At 60.2% G+C, this 16,047-nt stretch carries 19 protein-coding genes; 4 read left to right on the top strand and 15 right to left on the bottom strand.

The genetic code is table 11. The annotated features are described in order from the left end of the window. The first annotated feature begins 54 nt into the window (after positions 1–54). Genes PMI21_RS25520 through PMI21_RS25535 form a run of 4 tightly spaced genes read left to right on the top strand, consistent with a single transcriptional unit; the run spans position 55 to position 3,559 of the window. Positions 55–813 (top strand): ABC transporter substrate-binding protein, encoded by a 759-nt coding sequence (locus PMI21_RS25520; protein WP_007933858.1) that lies wholly within the window; start codon positions 55–57, stop codon positions 811–813. 60 nt (positions 814–873) lie between these two features. Next, entirely contained in the window at positions 874–1,530 is a 657-nt protein-coding gene (locus tag PMI21_RS25525) for an amino acid ABC transporter permease (protein WP_007933857.1), read from the top strand. Further along, positions 1,527–2,273 (top strand): amino acid ABC transporter ATP-binding protein, encoded by a 747-nt coding sequence (locus PMI21_RS25530; protein WP_007933856.1) that lies wholly within the window; start codon positions 1,527–1,529, stop codon positions 2,271–2,273. Before PMI21_RS25525 ends, PMI21_RS25530 begins: the two co-directional genes overlap by 4 nt. Beyond that, a complete protein-coding gene (locus PMI21_RS25535; protein WP_007933855.1) occupies positions 2,270–3,559 on the top strand; it encodes an NAD(P)/FAD-dependent oxidoreductase in 1,290 nt (429 codons plus the stop codon). The genes PMI21_RS25530 and PMI21_RS25535 overlap by 4 nt, the downstream gene beginning before the upstream one ends. A 141-nt stretch (positions 3,560–3,700) precedes the next feature. On the opposite strand, the gene antC is transcribed toward PMI21_RS25535, so the two are convergent. The 15 genes from antC to PMI21_RS25610 all read right to left on the bottom strand — a co-directional run bounded on the left by antC (position 3,701) and on the right by PMI21_RS25610 (position 15,808). Next, complete coding sequence (antC, locus tag PMI21_RS25540) at positions 3,701–4,732, bottom strand: anthranilate 1,2-dioxygenase electron transfer component AntC (RefSeq protein ID WP_007933854.1); 1,032 nt, start codon at positions 4,730–4,732, stop codon at positions 3,701–3,703. Between the two features lie 18 nt (positions 4,733–4,750). Then, complete coding sequence (gene antB, locus PMI21_RS25545) at positions 4,751–5,239, bottom strand: anthranilate 1,2-dioxygenase small subunit (protein WP_007933853.1); 489 nt, start codon at positions 5,237–5,239, stop codon at positions 4,751–4,753. Position 5,240: 1 nt separating this feature from the next. Next, positions 5,241–6,626, bottom strand: coding sequence for an anthranilate 1,2-dioxygenase large subunit (gene antA / locus PMI21_RS25550; protein WP_007933852.1), 1,386 nt, complete (start codon positions 6,624–6,626; stop codon positions 5,241–5,243). Between the two features lie 154 nt (positions 6,627–6,780). Further along, complete coding sequence (locus PMI21_RS25555) at positions 6,781–7,605, bottom strand: DUF4198 domain-containing protein (RefSeq protein ID WP_007933851.1); 825 nt, start codon at positions 7,603–7,605, stop codon at positions 6,781–6,783. Positions 7,606–7,613: 8 nt separating this feature from the next. Then, positions 7,614–7,904, bottom strand: coding sequence for a hypothetical protein (locus PMI21_RS25560; RefSeq protein WP_007933850.1), 291 nt, complete (start codon positions 7,902–7,904; stop codon positions 7,614–7,616). Between the two features lie 61 nt (positions 7,905–7,965). After that, entirely contained in the window at positions 7,966–8,961 is a 996-nt protein-coding gene (locus PMI21_RS25565) for a metal ABC transporter substrate-binding protein (RefSeq protein WP_007933847.1), read from the bottom strand. Continuing rightward, entirely contained in the window at positions 8,958–9,863 is a 906-nt protein-coding gene (locus tag PMI21_RS25570) for a metal ABC transporter permease (RefSeq protein ID WP_007933845.1), read from the bottom strand. The genes PMI21_RS25565 and PMI21_RS25570 overlap by 4 nt, the downstream gene beginning before the upstream one ends. Continuing rightward, entirely contained in the window at positions 9,860–10,342 is a 483-nt protein-coding gene (locus PMI21_RS25575) for an ATP-binding cassette domain-containing protein (RefSeq protein WP_033063788.1), read from the bottom strand. The genes PMI21_RS25570 and PMI21_RS25575 overlap by 4 nt, the downstream gene beginning before the upstream one ends. Further along, positions 10,339–11,271, bottom strand: a complete 933-nt coding sequence (locus PMI21_RS25580; RefSeq protein ID WP_007933839.1) for a metal ABC transporter solute-binding protein, Zn/Mn family — start codon at positions 11,269–11,271, stop codon at positions 10,339–10,341. The genes PMI21_RS25575 and PMI21_RS25580 overlap by 4 nt, the downstream gene beginning before the upstream one ends. Beyond that, positions 11,268–12,005 (bottom strand): DUF6162 family protein, encoded by a 738-nt coding sequence (locus PMI21_RS25585; protein ID WP_007933832.1) that lies wholly within the window; start codon positions 12,003–12,005, stop codon positions 11,268–11,270. Before PMI21_RS25585 ends, PMI21_RS25580 begins: the two co-directional genes overlap by 4 nt. Continuing rightward, positions 12,005–12,493, bottom strand: a complete 489-nt coding sequence (locus PMI21_RS25590) for a DUF6644 family protein (RefSeq protein WP_007933831.1) — start codon at positions 12,491–12,493, stop codon at positions 12,005–12,007. The genes PMI21_RS25585 and PMI21_RS25590 overlap by 1 nt, the downstream gene beginning before the upstream one ends. Positions 12,494–12,525: 32 nt before the next feature. Next, complete coding sequence (locus PMI21_RS25595) at positions 12,526–13,014, bottom strand: DUF6644 family protein (protein ID WP_007933829.1); 489 nt, start codon at positions 13,012–13,014, stop codon at positions 12,526–12,528. Between the two features lie 21 nt (positions 13,015–13,035). Beyond that, positions 13,036–14,544: an alpha/beta hydrolase domain-containing protein gene (locus PMI21_RS25600; protein ID WP_007933828.1), complete on the bottom strand. Its 1,509-nt coding sequence runs from the start codon at positions 14,542–14,544 to the stop codon at positions 13,036–13,038. Between the two features lie 33 nt (positions 14,545–14,577). Beyond that, a complete protein-coding gene (locus PMI21_RS25605; RefSeq protein ID WP_007933827.1) occupies positions 14,578–15,351 on the bottom strand; it encodes a hypothetical protein in 774 nt (257 codons plus the stop codon). Positions 15,352–15,415: 64 nt separating this feature from the next. Continuing rightward, complete coding sequence (locus tag PMI21_RS25610) at positions 15,416–15,808, bottom strand: DUF6152 family protein (RefSeq protein WP_007933826.1); 393 nt, start codon at positions 15,806–15,808, stop codon at positions 15,416–15,418. Positions 15,809–16,047: the final 239 nt, after the last annotated feature.

Genomic DNA, 16,047 nt, shown 5'->3' with positions numbered 1-16,047 from the left:
GGGGCAATCCATACCGGACTTAAGACAATAAAAACGTCCAATGGGAGATACGCCATGCTTACTCGTTTTCGTGCACTCGCGTTCGTTTGTGCCCTCACTACCGGCATTGCTTCAGCCAATGCGACCGCCGAGCCTGCCTACAAGGTCGGCGCAACCGCAACCGGTATTCCCTTCACCTTTCTCGACGTCAAAAGCCAGAGTATCCAGGGCATGATGGTCGATGCCGCTCAGGCGGTGGCCAAGGCGGGCGGCTTCGAGGTGGAGATCCAGCAGACCACCTTCGCTTCGCTGATTCCGTCACTGACCTCGCAGAAGATCGACATTATTTCCGCCGCGATGCTCAGGACTCCGGCGCGGGAAAAGGTGGTGCAGTATTCCGATCCGGTATTCAGTTATGGCGAAGGTCTGATCGTCAGGGTCGACGATCAAACGCCCTACACCCGGATGGAGGACTTTGCCGGCGAAGTGGTAGGCGCCCAGGTTGGCACCGTGTTCATCGATGAGTTGAACAAGCGTGGCGTCTTCAAGGAAGTGCGTGGTTATGACTCGATTCCTGACCTGATGCGTGACCTGGCGCTTGGCCGTATCAAGGCAGGCTTTGCCGATCGCCCGATCGTCGCCTACCAACTGGCTCAGGGCACGCAGAATAAAGTGCATCTGGTACAGAGCTATCAGCCAGTGGTGATGGGTGACGTTTGCCTGATCGTGCGCAAGGGTGACAGCGCAACACTTGCGCAGGTCAACAAAGGCATTGCTGCGATCAAGGCTGATGGTTCGCTCGAACACATCATCGAGAAGTGGAAACTCAACTGACGGTCTCGGCGCCCGTCCTTCGCGACGGGCCGTTCCACTCCTGGTTTCGTGGGTAGCCTTATGATTCTCCAGAATGCTTTGGACTTCCTCCCCATTCTGCTCAAGGGGGCGGTGGTCACTCTTCAAGTCACGGCGGGCTCGTTCGTGCTCAGCTCGCTGATCGGGCTGCTGTTCGCCCTGATGATGGTCTCGAAAATACGCACGATCGCCTTGTTCGCCATTAGCGTGGTGAACATCATTCGTGGTCTGCCGATTATCGTGCAGCTGTTTTATATCTATTTCGTCCTGCCCGAATTCGGCATCCAGCTGACGGCGATGCAGGCCGGTGTCATTGGCCTGGGGATCGCGTATTCGGCGTATCAGGCAGAGAACTTTCGGGCCGGTATCCAGGCCATTCAGCAAGGGCAGATCGAGGCCGCGGAATCCCTGGGTATGCGCGGTGCGATGGTGATGCGGCGGGTGGTGTTGCCCCAGGCATTCCGCATTGCGTTGCCGCCTTATGGCAATACGCTGGTCATGATGCTCAAGGACTCCTCGCTGGTATCGACCATCACCGTGGCCGAGATGACGCGCGCGGGTCAGCTGATCGCCTCCTCGACCTTCGAGAACATGACGGTCTACACCCTGGTGGCATTGCTCTACCTTGCGATGAGCCTGCCACTGTCCTTTGCGCTGCGTCGTCTGGAAGCACGCTTCAGCACCCGGAGAACGTCATGATCGAGATCAAGGGCATTCACAAGAGTTACGGCAGCGTGGCGGTCCTCGAAGGCATCGACTTGCATGTTCGAAACGGCGAGGTGGTCTGCCTGATCGGCCCCTCGGGGTCCGGGAAGTCGACGTTGCTGCGCTGCATCAACGGCCTGGAAAGTTACGATCAGGGCGACATCCTGGTCAGCAGTGAACGTGTTGATCGCCACAACAGGAGCATTCACGGCATTCGCAGCCGGGTGGCGATGGTCTTTCAGCGCTTCAATCTGTTCCCGCACCGCACAGCCCTGGAAAATGTCATGGAAGGGCCGATCTACGTAAAGAAGGAGAACCCCCAGACCGCTCGCAAGAACGCTGAGGCGCTGATGGAAAAGGTCGGTTTGTCCCATCGGATGAATGCCTACCCGGACGAACTGTCCGGTGGTCAGCAGCAACGTGTCGCCATTGCCAGAGCGTTGGCGATGAACCCTCAGGCGATTCTCTTCGACGAACCAACCTCGGCGCTCGACCCGGAGCTGGTCGGCGAAGTGTTGGCGGTGATGCGCAAACTCGCTGATGAGGGCATGACGATGATCGTGGTGACACACGAGATGGCTTTCGCTCGAGACGTAGCCGACAAGGTATGTTTTCTTCACAGCGGCAAGATCGTCGAGTCAGGCCCGGCCGGGGAGGTGCTCAGTACCCCGACGCATCCGCGCACACAGGACTTTCTCCGCCGACTGCTCAATCACAGCGGGGAGGTGCAGGCATGAATGCACCTTTCGCGCCTCAACTGCCAGCCTCTCTCTGGGCAGCGACGGCAACACCGGCGGTGGAAACGCCGGCACTGGCCGAAGACAAACAAGTGGACGTAGCCATCGTCGGTGCCGGCTACACCGGTCTGGTGACTGCTTTGCGATTGGCCGAAGCGGGTGTCAGCGTCTGTGTGCTGGATGCTGGCGAGCCCGGCTGGGGGGCCTCGGGGCGTAACGGCGGACAGGTGATTCCAGGGCTGAAGTTCGACCCGGAGCAACTGCATGCCAAGTTCGGTCCGGCCCGTGCCGAAGCGATGATCGGCGCTGCCGGTTCAGCCGCTGACGAAGTGTTTTCGTTGATTCGCCAGTACAGCATTGAGTGTGATGCGACCCGAAAAGGCTGGATTCAACCGGCCTGCTCAGCAACCGCGATGAAGGCCATCGAGCAACGTGCCGCGCAATGGCAAGGACGGGGAGTCAATGTGGAGCTGCTGGACCGGGCAGCCGTGAGTCAACGTATTGGTACCGAGAATTACCTGGGTGGCTGGGTCGACCCGCGGGCTGGCAGCTTGCACCCCTTGAGTTATGCCCGTGGCCTGGCGAGGGCTGCAATAGGGCTGGGTGCGATGATTCACGGTCACAGTCGTGTCACGGGGCTGCAGCGGCAACGATCAGGCTGGAATGTGTCCACTGCGCAAGGATTCAAGATCAATGCGCAGCGGGTGTTGTTGGCCACCGATGGTTATACCGACGACCTGTGGCCCGGTTTGCGCCAAACCGTCGTCGCGGCCAATAGCTTCATCATTGCCACCCGTCCGCTGCCGCAGGCGATACGCAAGACCATCCTGCCCGGTGGCGAGGTCTGTTCGGACTCACGACGCTTGCTGCTCTATTTCAAGCAAGATGCACAAGGCCGTTTGCTTCTGGGAGGGCGGGGGCCATTCTCGGAGCCTTCCCGACAGAGTGACTGGGGACACCTGGAACGTTCGCTGAATGCGCTGTTCCCGCAACTGCTGGATGTCCCTGTCGAGTATCGGTGGAGTGGTCGGGTTGCTCTGACTCAGAGCTTTCTTCCGCATGTTCATGAGCCCGCCGCCGGGTTGTCGATCTTGCTCGGCTACAACGGGCGCGGCATTGCGCTGTCGACGGTGTTAGGCCGGCATCTGGCAGCGAAACTGTCGGGGGAAACGGAGGACTTCCCGTTTCCGATCACGCCGCTGCGCAAAATTCCGTTTCATGCTTTGCAGCGGCTCTATCTTGCCGCTGGCATCACCTATTACCGGGTACTGGATGCCTTGTTTTGAGGCTCAGGCCGAAGCGTTGCGTCATTTGGCTGAGCGTTTTGATCGTTGATTTTTTGAGGGAGGGAGATTGGCTGCGACGTAGTCAGACGATAAAAAAAACAGGGAAATATCTGGATGCCTCTCCGGATATTTCCCTGTTGCTCAATGTTTGGAATTGCTTTCGATAAACTTCTCGTAATACATCTGGAACTGCTCGATCTTCTGATCGTTGAACCAGGTTTTAATCGCGTCGACCATGGGCGGAGGACCGCACAGATAGATGTCGAATGGGTTGGCGTCGAACGACTGACGGTCGAAGTGGTCAGGAATCCATCCGGTTTTACCTTGCCAATCCACGGAGGGTTTCGAAACCACAAGGTGATAGTCGAAGTCGGCGATGCGGTCGCGATAATCAGCCAGGCGTTGAGTTTCGCACAGGTCATTGTCCTGCGTGACGCCATAGAACAGCTGGATCGGGTGCCCGCAGCCACCTTTTTCTGCAATGTTATCAAGCATCCCGAGGAAGGCCGACAGGCCGGTGCCTCCAGCCACCAGTACCAGAGGCTTGGTCACCTGACGTAGATAAAAGCTCCCCAATGGGGCCTCGAGCTCGAGTGTTTGACCAGGGCGGCAATGCTCACGGATGAAGTTGCTCATCACGCCATCAGGCAGGAGCCTGATGAGAAACTGCAATTGGTTGGTGGGATTGGGGCGGTTGGCGAATGAGTAGGAGCGCCACTCACTGGTGCCCGGTACATGCAGTCGAGCGTATTGCCCCGGCAGAAAGTCCAGTTGCTGCTGGTGGGAACTAGCGTCCAGATGGAGGATCGCCGTGGTGGCCGAAACCTGTTCTACACCGGTGATCACCGTTTGCAGTAACCGGGTTGCGCCAGCGTTGCACAAGCTCGAATCGAAGTCGAAATAGAACGAGGCATCCGATTGCACGCGGGTCTGGCAAGAGAGCATTTTGCGTTGCGCCAGATCTTGCTCGGACAATGCCTCTTCATCGACGTAGTCTTGAGTGAATTGGCCTGATTCGCAGCGACCCTGGCAAGTGCCACAGACACCTTCGCGACAGTCCAGCGGGATGTTTACGCCATTGCGTAGCGCGGCGTCGAGCAGCAGTTCGTTTGGTTTGACCTCGAAGAACGAGGTCTTGCCATCTGCGAAGCTGAAAGCGACTTTATGGTTCATGACAGCGTGCCCCACAGTTCACAGGTGATAGAAATCAAGCACTGAGTTGATCGTGTCGTTGAGCAGCACGATGTGCTTGCGGGTGATCTTCCAGCTGTCTGCCACCGCTTTGAGATGGTAGGTCACATGGCCGTAGAACTGCTCGGACAACCCTTGCCGGGTGTAGAGCGTGACCCAGGCGGCCTTGACTTCAAGCAAGCCGTTATCGATCTCCTTGATTCGCACATTGCTGATTTGATGCAAGGTGCGCGGCATCGGGTTTGACGCTGCCGACTTGCCTGTGCGCAGACGAAATACCCGGTCTTCCAGACCGGAGCGGTTCGAGTAGTAAATCAGCGACATGCCGCGCTTGGGATCGGTGGTGTACACATGCTCCGACTCCCATTGCGGCAGGTGGAATTCGCTCTGTTCATCAAACAGGGCGATGTAGGCGTCCCAATCCTGCTGATCACACAGTTCAGCTTTGTGATAGAGAAATTGTTCGACGGAATGTTGTAGTGCGCTCATTTCACACCTCCTTCAACTTCAGGGCTTTTTGTTCCAGACCTTGCAGAAGGAAGCGCTGCCAGGATCCGTGCTGATTGATGTAGAGCCCCTCATGCGTGAACTCGGTGCCGGTCAGTACCGGGCTGATGCCCAGAACCTCGCTGTTCGCGGTGGGGCCTTCGACCCACTTTTCACTGCCGCGCGATACTTCGTTCCAGCGCTCGAGGCGGGCCTGGAATCCGCGCTGTGCTTCGCGAAATTCCACCAGGTCGTCGGGAGTGCCCATGCCTGAAACGTTGAAGAAGTCCTCGAACTGGCGAATCCGGTTTTCCCGATCCGCGTCGGACTCACCCTTGACGCCGATGCACTGGCTGGTGATCTCGGTCTTGTTCCAGGCCACCGGGCGTACGATGCGTAACTGCGAGCTGATCTGATCCATGAAGAACAGGCTTGGGTAGATGTTGAGGTTGCGTAGGCGGTGCATCATCCACTCGGCTTGTTGCTGGCCGTACTCCTTCACCAGACGCGGCATCACGCTGGCATAACCGGCGCGTACAGTCGGGTTGGGCATGTCACTGAACAAGAGGCTGTGGCCATTCTTGAACGAGAACCAGCCGTCGTCGGTTTCGGCATCGCCGGCGCCCAACTTGCTGTAGTCCAGCGTGTCGGAACCGCCGCCCTTGGCCGCATTGACTTGCTGGCGATGCTGCACCGTGGAGACGTAGTTGTAGTGCACGGTGCTGACGTGATAACCATCCAGGCCGTTTTCGTGCTGCAGTTTCCAGTTGCCGTCATAGCTATAGGTCGACTTGCCGGGCAGTACTTCCAGTTCGCCGGTCGGAGACTGCGCGACCATCATGTCGAAGAACACTTTGGCATCGCCGAGGTAGTCTTCCAGCGAGTCGCTGCCATTGACGTCCAGACTGATAAAGACGAAGCCCTTGTAGCTCTCGATCCGGGCCTTCTTCAGGCCGCGTGTTGCCTTGTCGAAACCTTCCGGGTATTCCCCCGGGGCCTTGACCTTGACCAGGCGGCCATCACTTTTGTAACACCAGGCGTGGAACGGACAGGTGAAGGTAGATTGATTACCTTTGCTGACGCGAGTCAGGGTCGCGCCCCGGTGCTGGCAAGCGTTGATCAGCGCGTGGAGCTGATTGCTCCCGTCGCGGGTGATGATCATCGGCTGACGACCCGCACGCATCGTCAGGAAATCATTGGGATTGGCGATTTCACTCTCGTGGCAGGCGTAGATCCAGTTCTTCTCGAAGATCAGTTCCATCTCCAGGTCGAACAGCTCCGGCTCTGTGAACATGTCACGGGCGACGCGGTAAATACCTTCGGCCGGCCGAAAATCCAGGCAACCCTGAATGTAATCTTGCCACTGCGCAATGCTTCTAGTGCTGTTCATCAGGTACACCCTTTTTGTAGTTTTAGGCACAACCCGATTGAAAGCCTTTCCGTGCGGTGCATCTATCCGGATTCGAGGCGATATCTATCCGTTTCTGAGGGGGCGGGGCTCGCTTTTCGTGAGGCCTGTCAGGCGAGGGTGTTTTATGCGTTTTTCATTTCATATCCCTGGCCTGCACCCACAGCACTGCGTCTTGCGACAAGGGTTTGCCCTTATGGGTTTTCGTTGTACCGATGTCGAGCGCTGCGATGCCCCACCAGCCGGCCCGGGGCAGGCCGATGGTCACGATGCCCGCGGAGTCGGTGTACGTGCTCAGGGCTTTGAATGAGGCTTGAGGTGCCGTTACATATTCTTGCTGGCCAAAGGCGTTTTTCTCGATGTCGACGCCATGGTTGAGGTATTCGATTTCGACCTCGGCGAACGGAACGGGCTTGCCGTCGGCCAGCACCACGGCGCGGAACACTCCGCCCGTCCAGTTTGCATAAGGCTTGCTGAATGGCTGGATCTCAACCGGCAACCCCTGCGGCTCGGCCCAGTTGCCGGGCACTCCGCCTACGTTCACGATCAGCTTGGTGAACTGTTGGATGTAGACGCCTTCCTCGGTTTCCAGGTAGGGCTCGGGTTCGAGTACGAAGATATGGTCACCCAGTGAGCGCACCACCTCGCGTGGAATCGACGCACGATAGGCGGTCGCTTGGTTATCGCGACTCTGCCACTGGACAGGGCGCAAGTATTGGCGCAGATCGATTTTTTCCCCGCCGTGCGAACCGATGTGGCTGAAGGCGCGGGGTTCATCCATGGCCATGGTGGGGCCGCCGGAGAAGGGATGTGTGAACACTAGCGCGAACTCCAGTTTATCCGCGCGCGGCAGCGCCGTTTCCTCAAGGTAGAGCATCTGGAAATGGGCCTGTGCTGCGCCGGTCAAACAGCCGAATGTAGCAGCGGCAAGGGTTTGGAGCAGTCGTCGTTGGATCGGCATGGTCGATTTCACCTTGAAATGTCGGAGGACTGAATCGTGGCGTCATGGTTGTCTCCGCCGAGGAACACCACGGAGTAGTTTCCGGCGGGGGGCTGGAACGTGAAGGTGTTGTCCTGGCCGAGACTTCCTTCGAGCAACAGCTTGTTGCTTGTGTCCTGGACATGGATTTTTCTGCCAGCGGCGGAGCTGCCGTCGGTGTAACCCGCCTCGCACTTCACCAGGTCATCGTGCTCGATGTAGCAGTCGAGGACGGGGGCATGGGCGAAGGCTGCCTGGCAGAACAAAAGGGCGCCTGCCATCAGTATCCGAGGTGCTGAACCCAGGGGTTTCATAAGGTCTTCGGTCTCCACGGTCAGTTGATCATTGGAGAGGCGATTTGTGATCGCCGCTCGTATTGGCGCCAGTCGGCGCGAAGGCCGCCAGCAAGGCATCCAGGTTCGAACTCAGGAGTGCGTCGTACCCGCCGGCCGCGTCGGTGAGCATTCCCGGGTTGCCCGCATCCAGTATCAACAACCGTGCGCCGCCGTCCTGAATGGCCTTGGCGATCCTGGCGTCCGGTGCCCACTTGTGGACCACCACGCGGATGTCACGCTCGCGCAGGTATCGGGTCAGTGCGGCGCGGTCGGCGTCGCTCCAGTCGATGTCCTGCCGGACGAACCAGCCGTCGACAAAAATGCCGAACTCGCCGAACAGGTAGATGAACTCATTGGCCAGCGACAGCACGCGCAGATCCGGCACTTCCAGCAGCCGGGCACCGTAGTCGGCCTTGATCCGGCGCAATCTGCCTTCGAGTGTGGCGAGGTTGCGCTCTATCCGAGGCGCATCGGAGGGGGACAGGCGTGCCAGGTCGGCCGCGATCAGCGCCGACATGCGCATGGCGTTGACGGGGCCGAGCCAGGCGTACGGCGACGGGCCTCCATCGACGTCGCGCGCGGCGGCCCAGGGAACGTCGTTCGATGGCACGCGGGTCACGGCCACGCCGGGCTTGATGGTGTCCCATGAACGCGAGGCGTCGATCTCGACGATCCGCAGATTGTGGCGACGTGCCGCCGCATACAGCGGATCCGCGCGCCAGAGACTGCCCAGGGTGACCACGGCGGCGGCCTGCTGGAACACGCTGGCCTCCAGGCGCGACAGCGCGTTGGCCTGGCTTTCCATGGGTGTCGCAGCGTCTGGCGGAAGACGGACGGCCTCGACGGTCGTACCTTCGCTGAGTGCCGAGGTGAGTGCATACACCGCCGGCAGTGCGACAAGCACCTGCTGCCTGCCGGCATCCGCAAAGGCAGAAAGCGGGCTGCCCAGCAGCAGTGCCAGCAGTGCTAGCCAGGGTCGAGGTGACATGCAAAGCCATTTCATACGCTGGCACCTCTGAACCGGGACGCGGTAGCGCGGATGACGGTGGTGGCGATGAACACCAGGGCGGCGACGATCACGATTGCGCCGCCCGTCGGCACGGGTATGTGGAATTGCATGGGGGCCAGGATGCCGACCACGCAGGAAAAGGTTGCAATCAGGATGGCGCGCGCGACCAGCCCCGGGAGTGAACGGCTGATGTTGCGTGCGGCCGCTGCCGGTATGAGTAGAAGCGCTTCGACGAGCACTGCGCCGATGATCTTCAGGCAGGCTACCGTTACCAGGGTAACCAGTACGACAAACAGGTACTCGACGCTTCGCACTCGTACGCCGCGAGCATGCGCCAGGCTCGGATTGAGGCTGGCCAACAGCATGCCGTTGTACAGTGGCAGGCCGAGGAGAGCACACGTTGCCGTTACGACCAGCAGCACGTTCATGTCGGTGTAGTCGACCGCCAGGATGGAACCGAACAGCACGCTTTCCATCACGTGCGTGTTGATCTTCGCCGACACGAACAGCAACAGCGAAGCCCCGACCGCCAGCGAGATGGACAAGAACACGCCGATCAGCGTGTCATTGGCCAGCGTGGTGCGGTGCTGCGTGTACTTCAGCGTCAGTGCGAACAGCAGGCAGAAACCGAACATTGAGAAGTAGGGGGAGGTGTAGGACTCACCGATCAGCACGCCAATGGCAACGCCGGTCATCGCCGCATTGCCGACGGACTGGCTGAAGAACGCCATGCGCTTGATCATCACCATCGAGCCCAGCACACCCAGCAGCGGTCCGATGAGTACTGCGCAGAGCAACGCATTGATCACGAACTCGTACTCGAACGGTTGCGGCAGGAGGCCACTCGCGGCGAGCGCCTGGAGGTGGTTGCGAATCAATTCGTACAGGGCGCTCATTGGGTACATTCCAACGGGTGGGCGACCTTGTCGGGGGGGCCATGAAACAGCACTCGCCGGTTGATAACGGTCATGGATTGCGCGATGCGCCTGACCTGTTCCAGGGCCTGGGCATTGGCCGCCCTGGCGGATCGGCTTGAGCCCAGGAAGGCCGGCCGGCGTTGGCTGAGAAGGGCCATGACATCGTTGACCGTCATCGGCACATTGCGGTCGAAGTCCGGAAATTGCGGGACATACCCCATCGGTGTCGTGACCTTGCCCTCGAACCGGACCGATCCCGAATGCGGCATCTGGCCCAGCAGCGAGCGCACAAGTGAGGTCTTGCCGCCGCCGTTCGGGCCTACCAGGCAGTGCAGTGCACCGGCTTCCACCCGGAAGCTCACCTCGTCGAGCACTTGCGTACCTCCCAGTTGCAGGGAGACGTTATCGAACACTATGGCGGGGCCGCGCATCGCTGGTTCCTCCTTCATCGCTTTCATCGCTGGGTAAACTCAACGGCTTCGGCCAAGGTCTCGAGGTTTTCGCGCATTGCCACCTCGAATTCGTCCGGGCTGTAGGTATTGCCAGTGATGTGAGACAGCGCGAATACCTTCACGCCGGTGGCAGCCTCGATAGGCTTGGCCAGGTCGATGGAGAAGTTCTTCTCGGCGAACAGCACACGTACATTGGCCTTCTTGATCGCGTCGATGGTGTTGGCCAACTGGCGCGCAGTCGGCGCGACGCCGTGACGCGGCTCAATGACGGCACTCACGAACAGGCCGAACTCCTGCATCAGGTAGTCGTAGCCGGCATGCGTTGTCGCGCACCGGAACGAAGACAGATCCAGCTCGGCGAAGCGGGTCATGAAGCGGGCCCGTAGTTCCCGGATCCGCGCGGCATAGGCCAGGGCGTTTTGTCGATACGCCGCAGCGTTGTCCGGGTCCAGCTCACCCAACCGGCGAGTGATTTCGAAGACCTGTTGTATCGCCGCCGTGGTGGAGACGAAGGTATGCGGATTGACCACCTTGGCGCCGCCCTGGTCGCCGCCGATGGGAATGAGGGCAACCGAGGCATTGGCCTGGATAATCGGCAGGGTCGCCCCGCGGCCGGCGGCCTTGATGATCTGGAAGGCCCATTCATCGTGTCCGATGCCGTTGACGACCAGAACATCGATATTCATCGCGCGGCTGATGTCATCGGGCTGCGGCTGGTAGTTGTGCGGATTCGCCTGCGCCGGGATGAGCGCAACGACCTCCGCCCGATCTCCAACGATATTTGCCACGAAGCTGTAGTAGGGGTGCAGTGTGACGCCGATTTTGAGCTTCTTGCCCGAAGAGGGAGCCGGGCTGGCGAGTGCGATGGCGGGTATCAGCAGCAATAGCGCGATGCATCGGCGCCACAGTGCGCGGTGTTTCGTAGAAACGGTCATGGCTGAGTTCCTTTTACGCGTTCGACTTCGCTGGCACCGTTGTAAGGGATGACCTGGCGCCAGCCATCGCCGACCAGCGATTCGGGCTTGACGATGCCAGGGTAGGGCGCGTTCGGGTCGCGGTGGACCCAGATCGTCGCCTGGTTGGCCCACATGACACCGGCATGCGCGTGACCGATGACGAGCAGGTAGGCGCTCTGGCCCGGCGCGCGGCCGGCGGAGCCGTAATAGACCGTAGCGCCCTGGCCCTGGGTGGCTTGCGACACCTTGTTGGCGGTCTGGTCCGGCGGGGTGACAGGCGCGTCGACGTGCTGGTCGCCGGAAGCGGCATGGGGCTGGTGGGTGCCGGGCAGAATCAATTGCCAGTGCACCTCGCCATTGGTCTTCCAGAAGGCGTCACGGTAGAAGGGCGGCAGCAAAATCTTCTGGGCATGCTCCAGCGTGATCCAGCCGCCGGTATCGTTGTTGAACCAGATGATTTCTTCGCCGGCAGGCAGCAGCGCGCTGTGAATGGCCTGATCGACCGCACCCAGGCCATCGAAGGAACGCACCTGCCAGCTCAAGGGTGTCGGTGGGCCGGCTTTCTGCGGTCGCAGCATCATATAACCCGCCACGCTGGCAATGACTGCCAGGGCCGCAAGCAGCAGTGCCAGCGATTCCCATCGGCCAGAGACCGGGCGCACAACCTTGATTGCGCTGTTTGCGTGATGCCAACGTGGCGATAGGCGAGCCATCAGAGAAACGCGATCCAGCGGCCGAGGAATACCACGCCCGCCCACAATGCCAACGAACTGAACCCCGCGACACGCGCCTGGCCGGGAGGCGGTAGCGTCGTGTCCCATTCGGCAATGCGGCGAAAGACGCCCAGGTGGAATATCCCCATGTTGAGCCCCGCCAGCATTAACAGGCCCATCTTGCACAAGAACGCGGTGTTCTCGGCATAGGTCGTGGCATTGGCGGCGAACATGAGCAGGCCGGTGATCACGCAAACCACGAAAGCGACCCAGGTGAACGGCAGCAAATCTTGTATCAGCCGTAGCGCGCTGCGGCGATGGGAGGCAACGCCAAGCAGCCGCAGATCCACGACGGCGATGGTCCCGAACACCAGGGCGATGCCGATCACATGCACCGACTCAAGGGCTGGAAAGGCCGAGCCCGACTCTCGGATGAAGGTGGCGACAGAGGTGTCCTGGAGGGCTTGCAGTGTTGGTTGAATGTCCATGGCGAATACCTCAGAGCTTTCGTTGAAAACGCTTAGATCGCGTAGGCGATCCAGCGACCACAGATGATGACGACGCACCACAAGCCGATCGACAGCCAGGCTAGCGCCTTGACAAGAGGGGGCTTGCCATCACGTTGTGCATCGTCGGCAGGGCGCAGAAGGGGGCGCCGTAAAAGCAAGGTCAGGGTGAACGCACTCACGACCAGGGCCATCTTCAGCCAGAAGGTCGAGTTGACGAGTACGCGATCAGGCTCGGCGATGATCATGATCAACCCCGTGAAGAGCAGGACGAGGAGCGCATTGCGCATCCACGGGTAGTACCGGCGAACGACGCCACGCAAGGGCTCGTCCGTGGCGAGCACACCCGCCAGCCGAAGATCGGAGATCACCGCCGAGCCGAAGAGCACGGTGATGGCCATGATATGAATGCTCTGGACGCTGGGTATGATCCAGAGTATGTCCCTGAAGGTTGTGCTCAACGGTGACGCATAGATCCAGGCAATGACGAGTGATGATGACATCTGCTGTTCTTCCACATTGGGTTAGAAGTCTTGAGGTGCTGCGATCGAACGCAGGCCCGCGGCATCTTCTGGCAGTAGGTACCCTTCCTTGATCGAAAGGGCTTTGGCGTCTTCGAATCTCTGTTCGTAGTTGCTGAAGCTCCCGTAGCGCTGGCCAAGCACGTCCTTGGAGTAAGGCACCTTGGTGTCGTAGATCAGGCCGCAACCGGTCTCCTGATCAGTGAGGTAGGTCGCACTGGGCACCTGGATCCACGGCGGGCGTACGCCCCCTTGCAGGTTGCCGGTAGCGGGGTCGCGCGCGGCGGCTTTGCCCTCGCGGGCGACCCGCGGGGCCTTCGGCATGGGTTTGCCCTCGCGTACCCATTGGTCCATGCGATCCAGGAGCGCCGAGACGACCAGCTCCGCCGGTTCGTCGTACAGCGTCCGGCACCGTGGGTCGTCGCCCTTGCCGATGTCGGCAGCGAGCTGTTCGGTATGCTCCGTACCGAGGTCGGCCAGCCGCAGGTGCGGCATGCCGGTCACTTCGTAGTAGCGAATCTGCGGGCTGTCGGTGTCTGGCGGCAGGTTGATGCCTTCGATCACGTCGTGCATCAGTTCGGACTGGCTGTAGACGGTCACGAACGGCACGCCGTCGGGCGTCTGGCGCGGCAGCCGGATGACGTCGCCGCCCACTTCTCCGTAGGCCATGCGGCCGGTCATGTAGGCATCGATCAGCGGCCTTGCGTCGGGCATGCGCCATTGCTGGTGCCGGCCCTGGTCGAGGTAGTCCATCCAGACTTGCGCGGTCACGGCCCAGCTATTGACGTAGACGCGTTGGACGTCGAGACCTGCCAACGGGCTTTGCGCTGCATTGGTTTTAAGCAGCAACGCCAGTTGCGCCGCGATGCCCTGGGATTGTGGCGCGAACGGATCGGGAGCTTCACCACGTGTGAAGTGTTCCGGGTCGTAATAGGTGCCCAGCGGCGCGTAGCGTGCAAAGTCGAAGCGGCGCATGAACTCGAAGTTCACGATCCGTCCGTACTGAGCGATCTGCTCGGCCTGGGCAGCCGGGGTGTCTGAGATGAACTTGGGATCGACTGGCGGCTTGTTCACATTCAGCGTGTACCCGACGTACGCGTAGCCGCGACGCAGCAAGTAGTCGCGGGTCAGGATCCACCCCGCGCCGCGCTCGCCGAACCAGCTGAACGGCTCGATCACGACCGTGCCATTGAAGCGCGCGGGGTCTGCGGGTTTACGCACCAGAATGCGGGTGGTGTAAGGCGCCTCGAAGAGGTTTTTGCCCGAGGCGGTGATGGCCGGGGCGACGCCTTGCAGGTAAAACTCCTCCTCGACGTAGCCGTACTTGTCCAGGTCGCTGTATTCGGTGCCCGGGCGTTTCGCCGAAGAAAGCGGAGGCTTGCCGGAGGGCGGCACCGCGATGGCCGTGGGCATGCGCGGCACCTCTGCGAACGTGTTTGACGTGAGGATCAGCAACAGCAGGGCGCTTTGCAGCGTCGGCCGCAGGATGCTGATTGTTGTCAGTCGTTCCATCCGGTCACCTCCTGGTGATTATTGATGGGGGCTTCACTCGCGGCTGAGGGATGCCTTGCCCTCGCTGTCGATCACGATCTGGTTGTTCTCGCAGACGTACTCTTGAATGGCGTAGTTGGATCGCTTGTAGTCGAACGTGAAGCGATATGGGGTGTTGAGCACCTGCGGATCCTCGATCACGACCTGGTTCTCCAAGTGATCCGGCCCCCGTAGCCTGATGCGTTCGGTGATCTTCATATCCTTGCCGTGCGGAACGTCGTAGAAGCTCACGTCCGTTCGTACGCGTTGTGTCTCCACGACGAGCGTGTCGCCTTCCCAGTGACCGCGCGAATGGCCTTGATATTTAGGGTCCAGCTTCTCTTTCGCAGGCATCGCTTCGTTCAAGAGAATTCGGCGTACCTGCTGGAGATACTCGCCGAGGACGATCACTTGCTTGTCGTCGTGAATGATCTGGATCGGGAAGAGCGCCGCCATCAATGTTGGCATTCCCTCGGGCAGGCATCTGGAGCTCGTTGTGGCCAACGGTGTTCCGGCCTCGTTCGCCACGGCTTGTCTCTTCTTCAGCGCGGCGTATTCGTCGGCATAGGGCGCCTTCAGGTCCATCGGTCCGCCGGGGTGCACCGGATCGTCCGGGTTCTCACCGAACCAGTCGTCCGGGGTTCTTTCCCAGGTGCCGCTGATGTCGGGGCGTGTGCCCACGCTGTGTTTGTCGTTTTGGGGTTTCGAAGGTGTCGCGTTGCACATCCCGGCGACGAGGACGACGCCCAGGAAGATCACTGCCGTGTTCAAGATTCGTGTCGGTTTCATTGAAACGTCTCCACGCTGCTGGTCTGTTCAGTTCGGTCGTCATGAAGGCGGGGAGGGACGTCTCTCATCCGCCGCCCGAAAGCACGACGTCACCGATCTTGATTTCCACGAGCAGCCCGCCCGGCTCACCGTTTTTCAGCGGCTTGAAGGACACTTCGGCGCTCTCGCCGGCCTTGATCGAGTCAGCGCTCCAGCCAGTGCGCTGCAACGCGTTGACACTGCCCGTCTCGATCTTGAATCGCTGGGCCGGCGGGCCGGGTGTATCGAGGTAAATCGTGATGTGAGGATTGGTCCAGGCAAAGCGCTCGACGACACCCTTGATCGTGATCGTCTGGGTCTGGTCGAAAAGCGCGAACGAATGGTGGGCACTGGCAACAGGCGGCAGGGCACTGCAGGCGATGAGCGTCAGAAGACAAAGCCCCTGACGTAACAGCGGGGAGGGTGACAAAGGGGTCATGACGGGTGCCTCGGTTCTTATGATTCTTATGGGCCCAGCATAGGGGTGTTGCGTTCAGAGGCCGTAGCCCAAAACGGCAACCATTGAAGGCGCTGAGGGTGTTTTGCAGCAGGGGAGGTATCGCGCGAAGGGGGATGGGGCGGTCAGCCCCTTGCAAGTGCTGATTTGGGTTACCGCTCGGGCAACCCAAGCCGGAACACTCGCGGCTCGCCTCATAAATATAAAAACAGGAGAGACGT

The organism is Pseudomonas sp. GM18, from assembly GCF_000282195.1.
Classification (GTDB): Bacteria; Pseudomonadota; Gammaproteobacteria; order Pseudomonadales; family Pseudomonadaceae; genus Aquipseudomonas.
This window is presented reverse-complemented; position numbering and strand designations above follow the sequence as displayed.